Annotated in this window: 15 protein-coding genes and 1 pseudogene; 8 read left to right on the plus strand and 8 right to left on the minus strand. The window is 65.3% G+C overall.

The features are described 5' to 3' along the window. Positions 1–1627 (plus strand): annotated as a pseudogene (locus Q0030_RS38815) (hypothetical protein); the annotation flags it as partial. A gap of 159 nt (positions 1628–1786) precedes the next feature. Here the strand turns inward: Q0030_RS38815 and Q0030_RS38820 are convergent. Then, the gene (locus Q0030_RS38820; protein ID WP_298379904.1) at positions 1787–3304 is read right to left on the minus strand and encodes an ATP-binding protein; all 1518 of its coding nucleotides are present in this window, start codon (positions 3302–3304) and stop codon (positions 1787–1789) included. A gap of 249 nt (positions 3305–3553) precedes the next feature. Between Q0030_RS38820 and Q0030_RS38825 the strand changes: the two genes are divergently transcribed. Then, positions 3554–4843 carry an MFS transporter gene (locus Q0030_RS38825; protein WP_298379906.1) on the plus strand — a complete coding sequence of 430 codons (1290 nt, stop codon included), beginning with the start codon at positions 3554–3556 and terminating at the stop codon, positions 4841–4843. 27 nt (positions 4844–4870) lie between these two features. On the opposite strand, the gene Q0030_RS38830 is transcribed toward Q0030_RS38825, so the two are convergent. From Q0030_RS38830 to Q0030_RS38845, 4 genes are all read right to left on the minus strand, one after another. After that, complete coding sequence (locus tag Q0030_RS38830) at positions 4871–5422, minus strand: alanyl-tRNA editing protein (protein ID WP_363323541.1); 552 nt, start codon at positions 5420–5422, stop codon at positions 4871–4873. 171 nt (positions 5423–5593) lie between these two features. Continuing rightward, positions 5594–6763, minus strand: a complete 1170-nt coding sequence (locus tag Q0030_RS38835; RefSeq protein ID WP_298379910.1) for an OpgC domain-containing protein — start codon at positions 6761–6763, stop codon at positions 5594–5596. Between the two features lie 296 nt (positions 6764–7059). Further along, positions 7060–7674 carry a TetR/AcrR family transcriptional regulator gene (locus Q0030_RS38840; protein WP_298379911.1) on the minus strand — a complete coding sequence of 205 codons (615 nt, stop codon included), beginning with the start codon at positions 7672–7674 and terminating at the stop codon, positions 7060–7062. A gap of 85 nt (positions 7675–7759) precedes the next feature. After that, positions 7760–8212 carry an acyl-CoA dehydrogenase gene (locus Q0030_RS38845; protein ID WP_298379913.1) on the minus strand — a complete coding sequence of 151 codons (453 nt, stop codon included), beginning with the start codon at positions 8210–8212 and terminating at the stop codon, positions 7760–7762. Positions 8213–8436: 224 nt separating this feature from the next. Between Q0030_RS38845 and Q0030_RS38850 the strand changes: the two genes are divergently transcribed. Next, positions 8437–9537, plus strand: a complete 1101-nt coding sequence (locus tag Q0030_RS38850; protein ID WP_298379916.1) for an asparaginase — start codon at positions 8437–8439, stop codon at positions 9535–9537. Here the strand turns inward: Q0030_RS38850 and Q0030_RS38855 are convergent. After that, the gene (locus tag Q0030_RS38855) at positions 9516–10070 is read right to left on the minus strand and encodes a sigma factor-like helix-turn-helix DNA-binding protein (RefSeq protein ID WP_363323542.1); all 555 of its coding nucleotides are present in this window, start codon (positions 10068–10070) and stop codon (positions 9516–9518) included. The two genes, Q0030_RS38850 and Q0030_RS38855, sit on opposite strands and share 22 nt — an antisense overlap. Before the next feature lie 106 nt (positions 10071–10176). Between Q0030_RS38855 and Q0030_RS38860 the strand changes: the two genes are divergently transcribed. The 5 genes from Q0030_RS38860 (at position 10177) to Q0030_RS38880 (ending at position 16972) form a co-directional block, all read left to right on the plus strand. Continuing rightward, positions 10177–11235, plus strand: a complete 1059-nt coding sequence (locus tag Q0030_RS38860; RefSeq protein ID WP_298379921.1) for an AraC family transcriptional regulator — start codon at positions 10177–10179, stop codon at positions 11233–11235. 60 nt (positions 11236–11295) lie between these two features. Next, positions 11296–12102 (plus strand): MBL fold metallo-hydrolase, encoded by an 807-nt coding sequence (locus Q0030_RS38865; protein WP_298379924.1) that lies wholly within the window; start codon positions 11296–11298, stop codon positions 12100–12102. Between the two features lie 85 nt (positions 12103–12187). Further along, positions 12188–14053 (plus strand): molecular chaperone HtpG, encoded by a 1866-nt coding sequence (gene htpG, locus Q0030_RS38870; protein WP_298379927.1) that lies wholly within the window; start codon positions 12188–12190, stop codon positions 14051–14053. 304 nt (positions 14054–14357) lie between these two features. After that, positions 14358–15563 (plus strand): zinc metallochaperone GTPase ZigA, encoded by a 1206-nt coding sequence (gene zigA, locus Q0030_RS38875; RefSeq protein WP_298379929.1) that lies wholly within the window; start codon positions 14358–14360, stop codon positions 15561–15563. Between the two features lie 260 nt (positions 15564–15823). Further along, positions 15824–16972 carry a DUF3095 domain-containing protein gene (locus Q0030_RS38880; protein ID WP_298379931.1) on the plus strand — a complete coding sequence of 383 codons (1149 nt, stop codon included), beginning with the start codon at positions 15824–15826 and terminating at the stop codon, positions 16970–16972. 180 nt (positions 16973–17152) lie between these two features. On the opposite strand, the gene Q0030_RS38885 is transcribed toward Q0030_RS38880, so the two are convergent. Both Q0030_RS38885 and Q0030_RS38890 read right to left on the minus strand, forming a co-directional pair. After that, positions 17153–17596 carry a DUF2147 domain-containing protein gene (locus Q0030_RS38885; RefSeq protein WP_298379934.1) on the minus strand — a complete coding sequence of 148 codons (444 nt, stop codon included), beginning with the start codon at positions 17594–17596 and terminating at the stop codon, positions 17153–17155. A gap of 253 nt (positions 17597–17849) precedes the next feature. Continuing rightward, a complete protein-coding gene (locus Q0030_RS38890) occupies positions 17850–19235 on the minus strand; it encodes an MATE family efflux transporter (protein ID WP_298379936.1) in 1386 nt (461 codons plus the stop codon). Positions 19236–19278: the final 43 nt, after the last annotated feature.

Consider the following 19278-nt stretch of genomic DNA (forward strand, 5'->3'; position numbering starts at 1 on the left):
AGAGACGTCGACACTCGCCACGACCCTGTTCTCGACCTCGGACGCCGACAACGACCCCATCGCCCAGTACGCGTTCTGGGACACCGGCGGCAACGGCCACTGGGTGGTAAATGGTGTCGCGCAGGCGGCTAACACCGAGATCGATGTGTCGGCGGCGAACCTGTCGCAGGTCAGCTACGTGTTCGGCCCCGGCGGTTCGCCGGCGGATACGCTGTACATCAGGGCCAACGATGGCTTCATGTGGGGCGGCTGGACGGCGTTCACGGCCCCGTCAGGGTCCGATCATGCGCCGGTGGTGACGGCGCCGAACGTCGCAGCAACCCATGGAGAGACGTCGGCGCTCGCCACGAGCCTGTTCTCGGCCACGGATGCCGACAACAACACCATCACCCAGTACGCATTCTGGGACACCGGCGGCAATGGCCACTGGGCGATCAATGGTGTCGCGCAGGCAGCCAACACCGAGATCGATGTGTCGGCGGCGAACCTGTCACAGGTGAGCTACGTGTTCGGGCCGACCGGCACCACGCCCGACACATTGTACGTCAGGGCCAACGATGGCCTGTTGTGGGGAACCTGGACGGGATTCACGGCAACGCCGGGGCCCGACCACGCTCCGGTTGTGACGGCATCGAACGCGACCGGGACTCACGGCCATTCGGTCGCAGCCACGAGCCTGTTCTCGGCTACGGACGCCGACGGCGACACGATCACCCAGTACGCGTTCTGGGACACCGGCGGCAACGGCCACTTTGTTGTCAATGGTGCCATCCAGGCCGCCAACACCGAGATCGACGTGTCGGCGGCGAACCTGTCGCAGGTGAGCTACGTGTTCGGTCCCGGTGGTTCGCCGTCGGATACGCTCTACGTGCGGGCCAATGACGGCATGTTGTGGGGGAGCTGGACGGCGTTCTCGGCGACCGCAACCAACCAGGCGCCGACGGTGTCGGGCTCGAACGTGGTGACGGTCTCCGGGCAGACCTTCGCCGCATCGAGCCTGTTCAGTGCGGCGGACGCGGATGGCGATACCATCACGAAATATGCGTTGTGGGATTCCAACACGAACGGGGCCTGGATCGTCAACAACACAGTGCAGAAGGCAAATACCGAGATCGACATCACAGCGGCGCAACTTTCCCAGACCAGCTATCAGGCCGGCTCGGGTACGGACCAACTCTGGATCCGGGCCTATGACGGCATTGCGTGGGGGGCGTGGCAGTCCTTCAACGCGACTGGCGAAAGCTCCGGCAGTGCCAACATCGCAGCGGGCGCCACCCTGGAATTGCCGGGGGCGTCGAGCGCCACCGTCGCATTCCAGGGCTCGACGGGGACGCTGAAGCTCGACAATTCCGCGAGCTTTGCCGGAACCGTCGCCGGGATGACGGGTTCGGATGCGATCGATTTCGCGAACATCAATTTCGCGAGCGTTCACACGCCGACCTTCAGCGGAACCAGTGCGAGCGGCACGCTCACGGTGACGGACGGCACCGTCACGGCGAGTATTATGCTGCTCGGCAACTACATGGCCTCGACCTTCACGACCTCGAGTGACGGCCATGGCGGGACCCTGGTTGTCGATCCGCCGGCGACGCAGGTCAGCCAGCTGGCGCAGCCGCAGCATGCCTGAGGCTTCAAGATGAGGGCTGTGTGGGCCTGTCGCGGGCCCACCGCAACCAGATCCCTCAGCCGGCAGAGACAAAAAAGGCCCGCCTCTCCGCGGGCCTTTTCGTATGCTGCGCTTGCCGAATTCCGCGCAAGACTGAACGCTTCGTCGCTCAGTGCCTGATCACAGCGACGGGTTGTTGCAGGTCGCTTCCGCCGGCGCCTCGTCGGCATTCGGGTCGGCTGCGGCCGTGGCCCAGGCGAGCTCGACAAGTGTCACGATCCGCCGGCCGGCACCGTCAAGCTGGCAGACAATCAGGCCCTGCTCCTCGATGTAGGTCAAAAGATGCCGGGCGCGGCGCAGCGAGTGCGTGCCATAGGCGCGGGCGATCGCTGCATCGCTCGGGCAGGGCCAGCCTTCCTTCGCTGCGCGGGCGATCATCATGAAGACGCCCTGCATGTCTTCGGGCAGGATCGCGGCACGCAGCGAGACGTCCTGCCACGCGTCGTCCTCCGCCATCTCGGTGCCGAGTCCGGCGCGGGCGCGCGTCAGCATGCGGCGGAAATCGGTCAGCTCGGGCACGACGGCACCGAGACCCTCGATCCGGCAGCGCACCACGAACTCCTGATAGAGCACTCCGATGGCGCGGAAGCCGGCGTCGGGCTCGGCGAGGATCGCGCGCAGGATGCGATCCAGCCGCTCACGCCGCTCGGCTAGCTGCTCGGCGCTGAGTGGCGGTTCGGTAGCCTCGGGATCGGTCTCAAGTGCCGGCTGCTTGGCGGCCATCAATTGGCTGAGCAGGTCGGGCGACGGCGCGCGGCGCGGCGGTCTGGCTGTTGTTTCGGGCGGCGGGGCCGCGAGGATGATGGCGCGTGCATCCTCAAGAGCCGCTTCAGGCAGCGGCATCAGCCGCGGCGCGGCGTTGCGCGGTTGCGTGTCGGTCGGACCGATGCGGAGGCCCAGCGGACGGCGGGAGAGTGCGGGTCCCAGCGCCATGAATTGTCCGCGCTCCAGATCGCGGAACGCCTCCGCCTGCCGTCGCTCCATGCCGAGCAAATCGGCGGCGCGCGCCATGTCGATATCGAGGAAGGTCCGGCCCATCAGGAAGTTCGATGCTTCGGCCGCGACATTCTTGGCGAGCTTGGCCAGCCGCTGGGTCGCGATGATCCCGGCCAGCCCGCGCTTGCGGCCGCGGCACATCAAATTGGTCATCGCGCCGAGCGAGAGCTTGCGTGCCTCGTCGGAAACTTCGCCCGCGATCGCCGGCGCGAACAGCTGCGCCTCGTCCACCACCACCAGCATCGGATACCAGTGGTCGCGGGCAACCTCGAACATGCCGCCGAGGAAGGCGGCGGCGCGCCGCATCTGGTTCTCGGCGTCGAGCCCCTCGAGATTGAGCACGGTGGAGACGCGATGGATGCGCACGCGCTCGCCGGCGACCTGCAGGCTGCGTTCGGTATGGTCCTCGGCATCGATGACGAGGTGGCCGAATCGCTCGGCCAGGGTCACGAAGTCACCCTCGGGATCGATGATGGTCTGTTGCACCCATGGCGCGCTCTGTTCCAGCAGCCGGCGCAGCAGGTGGGATTTTCCGGAACCCGAATTGCCCTGCACCAGGAGGCGCGTGGCCAATAGCTCCTCGAGGTCGATGGCCGCCGATGCGCCGGCCGTCGTCTGTCCCATCTCGATTGCTACGGTCATGTCCCGACTCAAATTGTCCTTGCGGGACGCGGCTTAACAAGCCGATCGCGCCCCGTCGAGCGAACCACGGCATGATCCCCAGGCGCGAGGCGATCTCCACCGTGACACCTTTGAGCCGGCCGTGGCCGTGACGTCGATGTGAGCGGCGCCGCCATTCTCGTGCCGGATACCTCCGTCCCGTTTGCCGGAGGTGTTCGTTTGCGCAAACCCCGTCATAGTCCTCAGCACAAAAGAAACGTGCGAGGAAACATGACTGAGAGCATCGTTGATGCCGTTGCGCCGTCGGTCGCGGCGATTGGCGCGGCGTCGCCGCGAAAGGTGTTTTGGGCGACCTGGTTCGGCTGGATGCTCGATGGCTTCGATTCCTCGATGTACGGCTACATCCTGGTCAGCGCGTTGAGCGAACTGTTGCCCGCTAGCGGCATCGAGCCGAGCAAGGCCAACATAGGCATCTATGGCGGCCTGCTGTTCTCGATCTTCATGCTGGGCTGGGCCTGCTCGATGGTCTGGGGCTGGGCCGCGGACCGTTACGGGCGCGTCAGGATCATGTGCTGGACGGTGCTGGTCTACTCGCTGTTCACGGCGCTATGCGGGCTTGCAACTGGAATCGTGATGTTCGCATTGTTTCGCTTCGTTGCCGGCTTCGGCATCGGCGGTGAATGGGCCGCGGGCACGCCGCTGCTGCAGGAATCCGTGCCGGAGAATACGCGGGTGCGGCTCGCGGGCTGGCTGCATACGGCCACGCCGACCGGGTTGTTCCTCGCCGCCGCCGTGACGCTCGTGATCGGCAGCACGCTCGGCTGGCGCGGCATGTTCCTGCTCGGCATCCTGCCGGCGCTGCTGATTGCGTATCTGCGCAGCAACATTCCCGAACCCGAGGGCAGCGCGTCGCGCGAGCGGCCTTCGGTCGCTGCCTTGTTCGCCGGGGATCAGGCGCGCACCACCTGGGCGGCGGCGCTGATGATGGCCTGCATCATCTTCGGCCTGTGGTCGTCGAACTTCTGGGCGCCCACCGTGATCTCGACCAAGCTGGTCGCGGCGGGGGCGACGCCAGCGCATGCGCAGGAGATGGGCGCGGTGGCCGGGCTGATCACCAATGTCGGCACGCTGATCGGCTGCCTTCTTGTACCGTGGCTCACCGAATGGCTCGGCAGCCGGCGCCGCACCGCGGTGCTGTTCTTCATCGGCGGGCTGATCTCCGTCGTGGTCTGCTATGAAGTCGCGATCGAATGGCTCGACAGCCTGACGCTGTTCATGGTGCTGCTGCCGGTGCTCGGCTTCTTCACCAATGGCGTGTTCGGCCTGTTCACGATCTGGCTGCCGGAGATGTTTCCATCCGCGTTGCGCGGCTCGGGCTCCGGTTTCGCCTTCAGCATGGGCCGCGTGCTCGGCGCCGCCGGCCCGACGCTGATCGGCGCGCTCGCCGCCCGCACCGGAAGTTTCCCGCTGGCGATCTCGATGTTGTCGCTGATCTATCTGATCGGCCTGCCCTTGATCCGGCTTGCGCCGGAGACGGCGGGCAAGCCGCTCGCGAAATAGCAAGCGCAGGCGGCTTGCGAGAGCCGGTCAGACCGCAACCTTGATCCTGCGGTTCTGGCGGCCCTTGTTGTCGATCTTGACGATGCGTGCGGGTCGCGCGCGCCCGGTCGACGCCAGATGCGTCCCGCCGCAGGCCTGGCGATCAAGGTCGAGGATTTCGACGATGCGAACCAGTCCATCCTCTCCGGCCGGCGGGGCGACGGCCTTGCTGCGGAACAGGCCGGGCACGGCCTGCGCTTCGTCGTGTGGCATGAAGATGCTGCTCACCGGAAGATCCCGCCGGATGACCTCGTTCAGCGGCGCCTCAAGTGCCCGCAGCGTGTCATTGTCGGCTCCCGGCAGATCGAAATCGACACGGAACGTGGCATCGGCGTTGAGCTGGGCGCCGGTGAGAAGGGCGCCGCCGAACTGCGTGTAGACGAGTGCATTGACGACATGGGCCAGCGTGTGCAGTTCGCACATCAAGGCGCGAAATGCCGGCTCGACCTCGAGCGTCACGTTGCCGGAGGGCAGGGCTTCGCCAGCAAACAGATGCCACAGGCCGCGTTCGTCGCGCTCGAGTCCGGTGATGGGCAGCACGCCGCCGGACCATCTCAGGACACCCTGGTCCGGAAGCTGCCCGCCCCCTCCGGGAAAGAACGGCGAGCGCTCGACGAGGACGGAGCCGGGCCGAGCCGTCGCGCACCTCGGCTTCGAGCTGCAGGATCTCGGGATGATCGTGATAGAAGGCACGCGACATCGACGACGCGCCTACGCCGCCGGCTTCGGGGCCGCCGGCGCCTGCGCAGCCACGGGCGGCTTCGGCGCCTTGTCGACCTTCTTCGACCAGGAGCGGTAGTAGGCGAGCACGGTCATCAGCACGATGCCGATCACGCTGACCACGATCTGCATCCAGAGGCTGCCAGAGACCTCGACCAGCACCACATGCGCGACCACGGCAAGGAACACGCCCGAGCAGAACACCTCGAGCGACTGCTGACCACATTTGATGATCGGCTGGAACACCGGCCACTCGTATCCAGCCCACTCGCGCGGCAGGAAGCGCGTGACGAAGAAGGCCAGCACCACGAAGTGCAGCACGCGATAGGGCGCGAGGTTGGTCTTGTCGTTGGGATTGAAGGCGTCATAGAGCCAGGGCGGCATCGCCTGGCCCAGCTCGGGGAAGCGGCCCGCCAGCGTCATCACCAGCGCGAACAACAGATAGGCGCCGCCGAGCCAGAGGAAGGCGCGCGAGCGGATGAACGTGATCGATTCGCTGGCGCCGCCGAGCGCGAACCAGCCGCCGAACACGAACAGGAACTGCCAGCAGAACGGGTTGAAGTACCATGAGCCGCCCGGATAGGCCGGCAGATTCCAACCGAAATGCCGTGCGGCGAGATAGAGCAGGAACGAGGCCGCGAGCGTCAGATTGAGCTTGCGCAGCATCGCCCACAGCACCAGCGGATAGACCAGCATCAGCGCGATGTAGAGCGGCAGCACGTCCATGTTGACCGGCTTGAAAGCCAGGATCAGGCCCTGATAGAGCGTCTCCGCCGGATTCTGCATGAAGCCCGCGACGTTGAATTCATTCTGCAGGTTGGGGTCGTGATAGCGCTGCGCGAGATAGCCGATCTCGGCGATGTAGATCACGAACAGCAGGACGTGCGCGACATAGATCTGCCAGGCCCGCTTGATCAGCCGGGTGGCGCCGATCACGGTGCCGCGCTCGAGCATCATGCGCGCATAGACAAAGGACGCGGTGTAGCCGGAGATGAAGACGAACAGATCGGCCGCGTCGCTGAAGCCGAAATTCTTCTGCGTGATCCAGTTCACGGCGTTGTTCGGGATGTGATCGAGATAGATCGCCCAGTTGGCGAAGCCGCGCAACAGATCGAGGCGATAGTCGCGGCCACGCGGCGGCAGAACAGCCTTGACATCCATCGGTTCGCTCCGATCCCCAGTGCCCGCGAGTCCAACCGCGGGTCGCCCATGGCATGATACTAGAACAGGATTTCGACGGTTGTGTATTGGTTTTCTGGGAAAGGATCGTCTCAACGGCAGGTCAAACAGCGTTGAATTTGGATCAAATCATTCGCGCCGCGAGCCACTCGCCGGCAGACTTCGCGTAGGATGGGTAGAGCGAAGCGAAACCCATCGCTCCGTGGCCGCCCAACCAATGATGGGTTTCGCTTCGCTCTACCCATCCTACGAGAGCCCGGGGCGGCACACCGGCGCAGTTAACGCTGAACGAACCCGTTGTGCAGCGTGGTGAACAGCGTCTTGCCCTTCTTCACCAGATCGTATTTGCGGCCATAGAGCAACCAGACCGCGGTCAAGTGGCACATGCCGCCCATCATCAGCGACATCGCCGTGTAGGGATCGAGGTTGCGGCGATAGGTGCCGGCGCGGATCGCCTGCTTGATCAGCTGCACGTAGCGCAGCGCGTATTTGTCGACCGCCTTCTTGACCCGCGGCTCGGCGGCAAGGACGCTCGGCCATATCTCCAGGAAGAACACGCGGCCCCAGCTCGGGTTGTCCTTGATGTACTGGAAGTTGGTCAGGAAGATGATGCGAAGCTGCTCGACCGGGTCGCCGCTCTTCACCAGCAGCGGCTCGGTCTTCTGATACAGCGCTTCGAAATTGCCCTCGGGCACATCCAGCACCAGCGCGCGCTTGTCCTCGAAATAATCGTAGATGCTGGAGAGCGGTACTTTCGCGACAGCCGCGACCTCGGTGAGCGAGGTGCCGTCGATGCCCCGCTGGCCGAACAGCTTGGTCGCCGCCGAGAGGATCTGCTCGCGCCGATCGCGGCTGCGTTGTTGCTTGAGCTTGAGCGTCGTCCCCGAAGCCACTTCCTTCTCCCATCCCGCAAAAACAGTAAGATAGCGGAAGTGGATCACCAAGAACTATTGCAACATAAAGTGGAAGAGGCCGTTGTCAGATTGGCGCGTTCCATCGGTCATGGCGGCGGAACGCGTCGCGGGCGATGATCTGCCGCATGATCTCGGACGTGCCATCCAGAATGCGGACCACCCGCGTTTCCCGCCAGATGCGCTCGATCGGCAGGTCCCTGGAATAACCGGCACCACCGAACATCTGCATGGTCATGTCGGCCACCCGCTGCACCATGTCGGCGCCGGTATATTTGGACAGTGCCGCAGCCGCGGTGCGGGCGGCGGCGTCGCCTTGGTCGTAGCACCAGGCCGCCTCATAGGCGACAAGGCGTGCGGCATGCAGCGCACTCGCCATGTCGGCGATCTGCCACTCGATGCCCTGATGGTCGCGCAGCTTGCGCCCGAACGTCTCGCGCGCCGAGACATGTTCGAGCGCGTAGTCCAGCAGCACCCGGCCTTGCAGGATGCGGAGATCGTCGGGAAGCTCGAAATGCATGGTGGGCTCGTATTTCGAATAATATTCGAAAAATGTGCGCCGTCATTCCGGCGGTGTCAACATTTGCCAAAGCGCCGGCGAACAAGGCGGTGTGTGCAGGGTACGGGTGAGAGCGGCCGGGAAGGTCGGAATTCCGTCCCCGATGGTTTCCGCCGCAAGTTTGTCCATTTCCTGCGCGATAAAACCACGAGTTGTGAGTAGGCAGTTTGCCGCTGGGGGAAGAAATGACGCTGCACTCGTTCCGATCGGCTCGTTCCGCACACATCATCATCGGCCTTGCCGCAGCCCTCGCGATCGGGCTTGCGTCGCCGGCCATTGCACAGCAGTCCCCCGCCGGCACCGCGCTGGCCCGCGTGCTTGTGCTCGGCACCGGCGGCACCATCGCGGGCCAGGCCAATGCACGCGCCGGCAATGCCTATGATTCGGGCAAGGTCAGCGCAGCGAATCTGATCGCGGCCATTCCAGGGATCGACAGACTCGCCCAGATCTCGGCCGATCAGATCTCGTCGATCGGCTCGCAGGACATGAACGACAAGGTCTGGTTCGACCTCGTCAAGCGTATCCGTACCGCGATCGACAACAAGGAGGTCGACGGGATCGTCATCACGCACGGCACCGACACGATGGAGGAGACCGCGTTCTTCCTGCAAAACGTGCTGGACACCGACATGCCGGTCGTGCTGGTCGGATCGATGCGGCCTTCGACCGCAATCGGCGCCGATGGCCCGGCCAATCTCTACGAGGCGATGCGGGTTGCGTCCGCGCCGGAATCCCGCGGCCGCGGCGTGCTCGTGGTGCTCAACGACACTATCCACGCGGCACGCTGGGTGCAGAAGACCAATACCACCAGCGTCGAGACGTTTCGTTCGCCCGGTGCCGGCCCGGTCGGCTATGTCGACACGGGCTCGCTCCGCTTCCTGCAGCCGGCCGCACTGGTCAAAGCTGCCCAGCTGAAGCTTCCGGATGCGCCGCCCCTGCCGCGGGTCGACATCATCTATTCGCACGCCAACATGGATGCCGCGGAGGTCGAGGATGCAGTCAAGCGCGGCGCCAAGGGCATTGTGCTGGCCGGCGTCGGTGACGGCAATTCATCGAAGGGCGCGATCGATGCGCTGGCGGCCGCGGCGAAGCAGGGTGTTGTGGTGGTGCGTTCCACTCGGGTTGGCTCGGGCTATGTCAATCGCAACGTCGAGGTCGAGGACGACAAGCTCGGCTTTGCGGTCTCGCTCGATCTCAATCCGCAGAAAGCGCGCGTCCTGCTTGAGCTTCTGATCGCCAACGGCGTCACCGAGTCCTCGGCGGTTCAACAGGCGTTCGCGCGATAGACCGTGAGTTTTGTCGTGCCGCCCGCGGGCCTCGCAGCGGCTGGTTCCTGGTGCGCTTGCGCTGCTCGCCGCGCCGCGAGCAGCAATGCGCGAGCTTCCGCGATGAGCGACATCACGGTGGTGACGGGAACGCCGGTGACCTCGGCGATCTCCTTGTAGGTGAGATCGAGATATTCGCGCAGTGCGATGACCTCGCCGAGTGGTGCGGGTAGCTCGTCGACGAGTTGCCGGATGGTGGCCGAGCCGCGCCGTTCCGGCGTCCTGCTCGCGCCGGCATCTGAGGCTGAGCCTCGGCGAGACTGCTTCTCCTGGCAGACGGTTTTGAGGATCGCGAGCAGCCACGGCCTGATGGTGGTGCCACGAATGCCGTCGAACTGGCGCTGTGCGCGCAGATAGCAGTCCTGCACGGCCTGTTCGGCGTCCGCCTCGGTTCGTATCAGCATCCGGGCGAACGCATAGGCATCGTCGAGCCACGGCAGGGCGGCGTCACGAAACTGCTGCGCCGTTTTATTCCCGGCTTTCGCACTACGCATCATAGGGTTGCATCTCGTGAATAGCTTTACCGTCAATCGGCGGAGTGGTATCAGGCTCCCCGCCGGAGTCGTGGACCGTCGCGCCAAGCGTAGGGACAGGAACGACATGCGCACGCGACATGCGCGTATCGGGCAGCAGGCGATCGATCGTGCCAGCGTCGAGATCGATCGGGCGTTCGGAGCACGGATCATGTCCGAGACACAGGTGCCCAACCGCTTCTCGATCTTCCATCACGGGCTGGCGAAAGGGCCGGCCTATGAGGCTTGGCGCGAGGGCATTTGCCGCGGCTTCTGCCGGCTCGATGTCGGACCGACCGACGACAACCGCATCGATTGCCACAACGAGTTCACGCTGCTGCATACGGTCGCGATCGCGACGCCGCGCGGCGGCTCGGCCCGTTTTGCCCGCACCCGCGCGCTTCTGGATGACGGCTGCGACGATTTGGTGCTGATATCAGCGACGCGCGGCATGGTGCAGGTCACACAAGGCAGTACGGCGATCGAACTGGCGCGCGGTCAGATGTGCCTCACCGAGATGAATATCGTCGGCACCGCCGATCTCACTCAGTCCGGCAGCTTTACGACGACGCGGTTTCCGCGGCGCCTCCTGCTCCAGGTCGCGCCCATGGCCGAGACGCAGCTGGCGCGCCCGCTCGGGCGGGAGCCGGCCTTGATGATCGAGCGCTATTCGACGCTCTGCACCGAGCTGGCCGGCGATCTGGATGTGCCGGGCCAGCAGGCCGCGGCGCATCACCTCGCCGATCTGGTCGGCCTCGTGCTCGGCGGCAATGCTGAGCAGAAGGAGCTCGTCGCACGCGACGGCGTGGCGAAGGCGCGGCTCGATCTGATGAAGGCCGATGTCCTGAAGAATCTCGACAACGGCAAGCTCACGATCGAAGCCGTGGCAAAGGCGAATGCGCTGAGCACGCGCCAGGCGCAACGTCTGTTCGCGTCCGAAGGGACAACGTTCTCGGAATTTGTGCTGGAGCAGCGCCTGCTGCTGGCGCGCCGGCTGCTGCTGCACGAGCAGGGCGCCGGCCGCAAGATCAGCGACATCGCCTATACGGTCGGCTTCAACGACCTGTCCTATTTCCATCGCGCGTTCCGCCGCAAGTTCGGCGCAGCGCCAGCGGAGATGCAGATGGAATTGGGACGCCGGCATTGAACGCATTGCGCTGCTGACGTAGATCAGGGGATCAGCTTCATCCCAACGCGTGTGCTCTCAATGCCTCTCTGGACCTGCGAACAATGCGGCGCGCAATTTCCCGAAACCGCGGCGCCGCCATCGTCCTGCCCGATCTGCGAGGACGAGCGGCAATATGTGAACTGGAAAGGGCAGGCGTGGTTGTCGCGCGACGGGCTCGCGCAACGGCATCGGCTGATCTGGCGCGACGATCTCGGCCTGGTCGGATTGGCGCTCGAGCCGTCCTTTGCGATCGGGCAGCGTGCGCTCTTGGTGCCGGATCGCGGCGGCTGCGTGATGTGGGACTGCGTGCCGCTGGCCGCGCCCGAGGCGATCGCGCATGTCAGGTCGCTCGGCGGGCTGAAGGCGATCGCGATCTCGCATCCGCATTATTATGGCGCGGTTGCCGACTGGAGCGCGGCGTTCGGCGACGCGCCGGTCTATCTGCACGGCGACGACGCGCAATGGGTGACGCGGCCTTACTCGTCGATCGTGCCGTGGCAAGGCGACAGCCATCGCATCTCCGATGATATTCTGCTGGTGCGCGGCGGCGGGCATTTCTCCGGCGCCACCATGCTGCATTGGCGCAAGGGCGCGGACGGGCGCGGTGCGCTCCTGACCGGCGACATCGCGATGGTGGCGATGGACCGCCGTTCGGTCAGCTTCATGTATTCCTACCCGAACTACATCCCGCTCAACGCGTCAGCGGTCCGCCGGATCGCGCACGCGGTCGAGCCGCTGGCGTATGATCGGATCTACGGCGCCTGGTGGGGCAAGAACATCGCGACCGATGCCAAGTCGGCGTTCGACCGCTCGGTCGCGCGCTATATCGCGGCGATCTCGGACTGACGGTTCCCCCGGCTCGTCTTGCCACACGGCGCGATCGCGCTATATCAGGGCTTTCCCGCCACCTACCGTTTGTCCGAGTTTCTGCATGGCCACAACTGCCGCCGCCGAATCCCAGCCGTTCCAGGCCGAGGTTGCCGAATTGCTGCACCTGATGGTGCATTCGGTCTATTCCGAGACCGATATCTTCCTGCGCGAGCTGATCTCGAACGCGTCGGACGCCTGCGACAAGTTGCGCTATGAGGCGATCGCCAATCCCGGCCTGATCACCGACGGCACGCCGCCGGAGATCAGGATCGTCCCGAACAAGGCGGCCAATACGCTGGCCGTGGTCGACACCGGCATCGGCATGGAGCGGGCCGAGCTGATCGACAATCTCGGCACCATCGCGCGCTCCGGCACCAAATCGTTCCTGTCGAAGCTCACGGAAGCCAAGGACGGCGCCAATCTGATCGGCCAGTTCGGCGTCGGCTTCTACGCCGCCTTCATGGTCGCCGAGAAGATCGTCGTCACCAGCCGCCGCGCCGGCTCGGACGAGGTCTGGGTGTGGTCGTCGGAAGGCGGCAGCGGCTTCGAGATCGCGCCTGCAAGCGAGGAGGCCGCAAGCCGCGTCGCGCGCGGCACCGAGATCGTGCTGCATCTGAAGAAGGACGCCGCCAAGTATCTCGAGGCTTACGAGATCGAGCGCATAGTCCGCGAATATTCCGACAACATCCAGTTTCCGATCCTGCTGGTGCCGGAGGAGGGCGAGCCGCGCCAGATCAACTCGGCGAGCGCGCTGTGGCAGCGCTCGAAATCGGAGCTTTCGCCGGAAGATTACGCGCAGGCCTACAAGCAGATCGCGGGCGCGTTCGACGAGCCGGCGATGACGCTGCATTACCGGGCCGAGGGCCGGCAGTCTTATGCCGTGCTGCTGTTCGCGCCGTCGCAGAAGCCGTTCGACCTGTTCCAGGTCGAGCGCAAGGGCAAGGTCAGGCTCTATGTCCGCCGCGTCTTCATCGCTGACGATGCCGAGCTGCTGCCGGCTTACTTGCGCTTCATCCGCGGCGTGATCGACAGCGAGGACCTGCCGCTCAACATCTCGCGCGAGATGCTGCAGAACAATCCGCAGCTCGCGCAGATCCGCAAGGCGGTCACCAGCCGCGTCATCGGCGAGCTGGAAACGCTCGGCGAGAAGGAGCCGGAGACCTTCACAAAAATCTGGGACGCATTCGGCCCGGTCATCAAGGAAGGCTTGTGGGAAGACTTCGAGCGCCGCGAGAAGCTGTTGGCGCTGGCGCGCTTCACCACGACGTCGGGCGAGAAGCGCTCGCTGAAGCAAATTGTCGACGACTTCAAGCCGAACCAGACCGAGATCTATTATCTGGTCGGCGACAGCGTCGAGCGGCTGAAGTCGAACCCGAAGCTGGAGTCGGCGCGCGCCCGCGGCATCGAGGTGCTGCTGCTGACCGATCCCGTCGATGCGTTCTGGACCTCGGCGCCGCTCGAGTTCGGCGGCAAACCGCTGAAGTCGCTGAGCCAGGGCGATGTCGATTTCGGCCTGATCCCGCTCGCCGACGACAAGTCCGAGGACAAGAAGGACGAGCCCGCAGCCGATGCCGCGACCACGATCGCCGTGATCAAGGATGCGCTCGGCGAGCGCGTTTCCGACGTCCGCGCCTCGCAGCGGCTGACCGCGAGCGCGTCGTGCCTGGTCGCCGGCGGCGACGCGCGCGACCGCGCGCTGGAGCGCTTGCTCGCCCAGCAGAACCGCGGCGAGATCACCAAGCCGATCCTCGAGATCAATTTGCGTCATCCGCTGGTCGCCGCGCTCGCGACCGACACCGCGCAGGCGAAAGATCTGTCGCTGCTGCTGTTCGAGCAGGCGCAGATCCTCGACGGCGAGATGCCCGATGACCCGGCCGCCTTCGCCAGCCGCATGAACCAGCTCGTGCTGCGCGGCTTGGGGAAGTAGGGGCGGCTGCGCCATCCTCGTCATCCTGAGGAGCGCGTAGCGCGTCTCGAAGGATGCACGGCCGAACTGTTGGGCAGCGAGGCCGTGCATGCTTCGAGACGGCTGCTGCGCGGCCTCCTCAGCATGACGGGATCAAGTGTGCCGCTCCATCCGAGCCACGGTTCCGAAGAAAGGCAAACAATGCGGCGCGCCGCACACCGGCGCTTGACAGTTCGTTGCGTCGATGATGTTATGTTATAACATTACATAATCCAGTGACCCATGTCCCGCCGCCGCCCATCCCTCCAGCAACTGTTTGATCTCGATGCAAAAACTCCCCGTCACCATCTTGTCCGGCTTCCTCGGGGCTGGAAAGACCTCTTTGCTGAACCACGTCCTGCACAATCGTCACGGCCTGAAGGTTGCGGTGATTGTGAACGACATGAGCGAGGTGAACATCGACGCCGACCTCGTTCGCGATGGCGGTGCGAACCTGTCCCGGACTGACGAAAAGCTGGTCGAGATGAGCAATGGCTGCATCTGCTGCACCCTGCGCGACGATCTGCTGAAGGAGGTGCGCGCGCTCGCCGAGAGCTACCGCTTCGATTATCTCCTGATCGAATCGACCGGCATTTCCGAGCCGCTGCCGGTCGCTGCGACCTTCGAGTTTCGCGATCAAGATGGCCAGAGCCTCTCCGATGTCGCGCGCCTCGATACCATGGTCACGGTGGTCGACGCCGCCAATCTCCTGAAGGACTATGCCTCGACCGATTTCCTCAGCCAGCGCGGCGAGGCGCTCGACGGCGACAAGCGCACGCTGGTCGACCTGCTGGTCGAGCAGATCGAATTCGCCGACGTCGTCGTGCTCAACAAGGTCGATGCCGCGACCCCGGCCGAGCGTGCGGCCGCGGCGACCATCGTGCGTGCGCTCAATCCCGACGCCGATCTCGTCGAGGCGAATTTTGCAAATGTCCCGTTCGACCGCGTGCTCGACACCGGGCGCTTCGACCATGAGCGCGCGCAGCAGCATCCGCTCTGGCACAAGGAGCTCTACGGCTTTGCCGGGCATGTGCCGGAGACCGAGGAATACGGCATCACGAGCTTCGTCTATCGCGCGCGGCGCCCGTTCGATCCGGTGCTCTTTCACGGCTTCTTGCGCGAGAGCTGGCAAGGCGTGATCCGCGCCAAGGGCCATTTCTGGATCGCGACCCGCCCGGACTGGTGCGGTGAGATGAGCCAGGCCGGCGCGATCGTCCGGACCGAAGGCCTCGGCTCGTGGTGGGCCGCGATCCCGCGCGAGCGCTGGCCGGATCATCCGGACTGGCGGTTGATGATGCAGCGGAGCTGGAATGATCTCTACGGCGATCGCCGCCAGGAGCTGGTGTTCATCGGCTCCGGCATGAACGAGAACGACATCCGCCGCCGGCTCGATCTTTGCCTCGTCGCGGGCAAGCCGGGCATGGACCCGCAGGCCTGGGCAAAACTCCGCGATCCGTTTCCGCCGTGGCGAAGAGCGGGCGAGGCGGCGTGAAATGACAGAACCGCGCGTTTCGTCCCCGTCATCCTGAGGTGCGCGCACTTGCGCGCCTCGAAGGATGAATCGGCCCGGATGTCTCCACGGGGGACCATCCGCTCGCGGCGACGGTCGGGCCGTCGACCCTTCGAGACGCGCGCAAGGACGCGCTCCTCAGGGTGACGGTGATGCACCGATGATCGGGGAAAACCCGATCTCAAACTGCCGCGTATCTGCTACAGAGTCTGCTCTGGGCAAGGAAACAACACGGCGTTGCGATGGCTGGCGGCAGCGAGATCTTCTACGGCGGCATTCCGGTGTTTCGCGGCTTCGCGCGCCTGATGGATCCGGCGCTGTATGCGCCGTTGCCCGATGACTGGACGGTCGGCGTCGCCGATATCGTGGAGTCGACCAGGGCGATCGCGGCGCAGCGCTACAAGGCGGTCAACATGGCCGGTGCCGCGGTGGTCGCTTCCGTCACCAATGCGCTGGATGGCCGCGAATTCCCCTTCGTGTTCGGCGGCGACGGCGCGAGCTTCGCAGTCGCGCCTGCCGATCTCGACAAAGCGCGCGAGGCGCTGGCGGCGACCGCGCGCTGGGTGCGCGACGACCTCGATCTGGTACTGCGGGTGGCCTTGGTGCCGATGTCAGCGATCCGCGCCGCGGGCGCCGACGTCCGCGTCGCGCGCTTCGGGCCGTCGGCCAATCTGTCCTATGCGATGTTCTCCGGCGGCGGTCTTGCGTTTGCCGATGCCGCGATGAAGCGCGGCGCGTTCGCGGTCGATCCGGCGCCTGAGGGCACGCAGCCCGATCTGTCCGGCCTGTCCTGCCGTTTCGAGGTGATGCCCTCGGTGCGCGGCGTCATCCTCTCGGTGCTGGTGCTGCCGGCGAAGGACGCCGATCCCGCTGCCTTCCGCAAGGTGATCGAAGACACCGTCGTGCGGATCGAGAAAAGCCCCGACGCCGGACGGCCGGTGCCGCCGGGCGGCCCGCCGCTGCGCTGGCCACCACAGGGGATGGAGTACGAGGCGCGTGCGCGGCGCGGCGGCTCGCTTGCACTGCGCCGTGCCACGGTGCTCGCATTCACGCTGTGGGCCTATACGCTGATGCGGTTCAATATCCCGGTCGGCAAGTTCGTGCCGAAAAACTATGTGCGGCAGCTGGTCGAGAATTCCGACTTCCGCAAGTTCGACGACGGCCTGCGCATGATCCTGGATTGCACGCCGGAGCTCGCCGCCGAGCTCGAGCAGCGTCTCGTCGCCGCCGCCGCGCAAGGTATCGTGCGCTATGGCTTGCATGAACAGGACGCCGCGATGATGACCTGCTTCACGCCGTCGGTGATGCGCGCCGATCACGTCCACTTCATCGACGGCGCCCGCGGCGGCTACGCCTCGGCCGCCACCGTGCTGAAGACGCGCGCGGTGTAAATCAGTTCGAGCAGCACGGACGATGCACCTCTCCCGCTTGCGGGGGAGGTCGGCGCGCGACGCGCGCCGGGTGGGGGTTCTCTCCACAGTGTGACTCGTGGAGAGAGCCCCCACCCCAACCCTCCCCCGCAAGCGGGAGAGGGAGCGTAGTCCCGTTGCGGTTGCTGTTCCGCTGGAGGTTTACTTCCCGACGCGCGTCCAGGTCTCGCCGCCGCATAGCGCGCCGACGCAGCCTTCGACCCGCAGGGTGCTCTCGCCGGTGACCGAGACGCTGCTCGCATAGGTGCCGCCATCATCGGCATTGTAGATCTGGCCCGACCATTTGCCCGCGGCAACCGGCTGCATGCCGGAGAACAGCGGCAGCCCGATGATCGGCCGGTTGGCCAGTGACGGATTGGGATTCTTGTTGTCGACCTGCGGCTTGCCGGTCATCGGATCGATCGGATCGCGCAGGCTCACCACCACGCCGCAGATGCCGCCGCCGCATTTGCTGACCTTGACGCGGGCATCGCCGGCCTGGGTCTGCCAGACGCCGAAAGGCTCAGGCGCGCCCTGTGCATGCGCGGCAGGCACAGCAAGTGCCGTCGCAATGATTGCGATCACGAATCCCAGTCTGCAGGCCATGGCTCGTTCCCCTGGAGCATGATCCGGAAAAGTGCGAAGCGGTTTTTCCGAAAAGATCATGGTCGAAATAAAGAGCTAAAGCGCGATGACGATTCGACCCAATCTCATCGCGCTCTAGAGGCCGGCCTGCATAACAAGTCGAAAGATTTCTGCAATGTCATATTCGCGCGATCAGGCGCGCGGTACCCGGAAAATTTTACTGCTTGCTTCCTGCATGGTCATTCTCAGGCAACACGCAACTGCGCCGCGGTAGTTATCCCCAGCGGGTCAGCCTGATCGAGACGATGGTCGCGAGGCCGAATGCCACCATCGCACCTCCGACCAGCGCAAACAGTGTCCATGCCGGGGCGCTCACGGTGGCGAGCCACCAGCCGCCGATGCCGACCAGCAACAGGCGGATGGTCCCGGCCAGCACCGGCCCGCCGACCTTGGCCGCGCCCTGCGAGGAAAAATACAGGCAGACGCCGACGCCGAAGAAGCCGAAAGCCGGGCCGGCCAGCGCGAAATAGGACGAGGCCGCGGCAGTCACGCCGGAATCGGTGGTGAACAGCGCAATCCACAATGTCGGCTTGAGGGCGACCACGAGTCCGACCAATCCGACGACAAGCCCGGCAACGGTGCCGGCGGTCCATGCCACCTTGCGGGCCCGCGTCACCAGTCCCGCACCAACCGCCATGCCGACCATCGGCACCGAGGCGACGCCGACCGCGAAGGCGATCGGGATCAGCAGGAATTCCAGCCGCGAGCCCATGCCGTATCCGGCCAGCGTCTCGGTGCCGAAGCCCGCCAGGATCTTGGTGAAGATCAGGATGGTCAGCACGCTTTGCAGCGGCGACAGGCAGGAGATCGCGCCCACTTTCAGGATGTCGAGGAACATCGCGCGCTGGAAGCTGAAGGTGGCGAAGTCGAGCTTCAACCGGCTGCGGCCAGAGGCGAGATACCAGGCGAGGAAGATCGCACCACACGTGAACGCCGTGAGCTGGCCCGCGGCGACGCCGCGCATGCCGAGGCTCGGCACGCCGAACAGGCCAAGACCCAATATGCCGCCGACCGCGATCTGGATCATCGAGACGGTGATCAGCGTCATCGAGGGGACGCGCATGTCGCCGGTGCCGCGCACGACGGAGGCGAGCGTGTTGACCAGCCAGATCGAGATCGCGCCGGAGAACAGCACCTGCGAGTAATGCATCGACTGTTCGAGCACGCCGCTGCGTCCGCCGAGCAGCGCATAGAAGTCGCGGCCGAAGCCCAGCATCATCACGGTGAAGAACAATCCGGCGCAGGCGCCGATGATCGCCGCATGCAGCGCCAGGTCGGCGGCGCGATCGCGGTCGCCGGCGCCGAGCGCGCGGCTGATCGCCGATGAGACGCCGCCGCCCATCGCGCCGGCCGACATCATCTGCGTCAGCATCGCGAACGGAAACACCAGCGCGATGCCCGCCAGCGGCTCGGTGCCGAGCCGGCCGATGTAGGAGGTCTCGGCGACCGCGACCAGCGTCGAACCGAACATCGCGATGGTGTTGGGGACCGCCAGCCGCAGCAGCGTCGGCAAGATCGGCGCGGTCAATAAATGATCGACCGGGACCGCAGGCGTGGCCGCGGCGCGGTTGATGTCGTCGATCGAAGCATCGATGGTCATGCGTCGGCGGCTCACTTCGCAAGCGGGAGAGGGGCGCACTGCA

Source organism: uncultured Bradyrhizobium sp. (assembly GCF_947648125.1).
Classification (GTDB): Bacteria; Pseudomonadota; Alphaproteobacteria; order Rhizobiales; family Xanthobacteraceae; genus Bradyrhizobium.

Excerpts from the sequence above, each read along its gene's own strand:
- Q0030_RS38880 (WP_298379931.1), top strand. The coding sequence starts at position 15,824 with ATGGCTGGCGGCAGCGAGATCTTCTACGGCGGCATTCCGGTGTTTCGC.
- Q0030_RS38860 (WP_298379921.1), top strand. The coding sequence starts at position 10,177 with ATGCGCACGCGACATGCGCGTATCGGGCAGCAGGCGATCGATCGTGCC.
- Q0030_RS38850 (WP_298379916.1), top strand. The coding sequence starts at position 8,437 with ATGACGCTGCACTCGTTCCGATCGGCTCGTTCCGCACACATCATCATC.
- Q0030_RS38865 (WP_298379924.1), top strand. The coding sequence starts at position 11,296 with ATGCCTCTCTGGACCTGCGAACAATGCGGCGCGCAATTTCCCGAAACC.
- Q0030_RS38845 (WP_298379913.1), bottom strand. The coding sequence starts at position 8,212 with ATGCATTTCGAGCTTCCCGACGATCTCCGCATCCTGCAAGGCCGGGTG.
- Q0030_RS38825 (WP_298379906.1), top strand. The coding sequence starts at position 3,554 with ATGACTGAGAGCATCGTTGATGCCGTTGCGCCGTCGGTCGCGGCGATT.
- Q0030_RS38820 (WP_298379904.1), bottom strand. The coding sequence starts at position 3,304 with ATGACCGTAGCAATCGAGATGGGACAGACGACGGCCGGCGCATCGGCG.
- Q0030_RS38835 (WP_298379910.1), bottom strand. The coding sequence starts at position 6,763 with ATGGATGTCAAGGCTGTTCTGCCGCCGCGTGGCCGCGACTATCGCCTC.
- htpG (WP_298379927.1), top strand. The coding sequence starts at position 12,188 with ATGGCCACAACTGCCGCCGCCGAATCCCAGCCGTTCCAGGCCGAGGTT.
- zigA (WP_298379929.1), top strand. The coding sequence starts at position 14,358 with ATGCAAAAACTCCCCGTCACCATCTTGTCCGGCTTCCTCGGGGCTGGA.
- Q0030_RS38855 (WP_363323542.1), bottom strand. The coding sequence starts at position 10,070 with ATGCGTAGTGCGAAAGCCGGGAATAAAACGGCGCAGCAGTTTCGTGAC.
- Q0030_RS38885 (WP_298379934.1), bottom strand. The coding sequence starts at position 17,596 with ATGGCCTGCAGACTGGGATTCGTGATCGCAATCATTGCGACGGCACTT.
- Q0030_RS38890 (WP_298379936.1), bottom strand. The coding sequence starts at position 19,235 with ATGACCATCGATGCTTCGATCGACGACATCAACCGCGCCGCGGCCACG.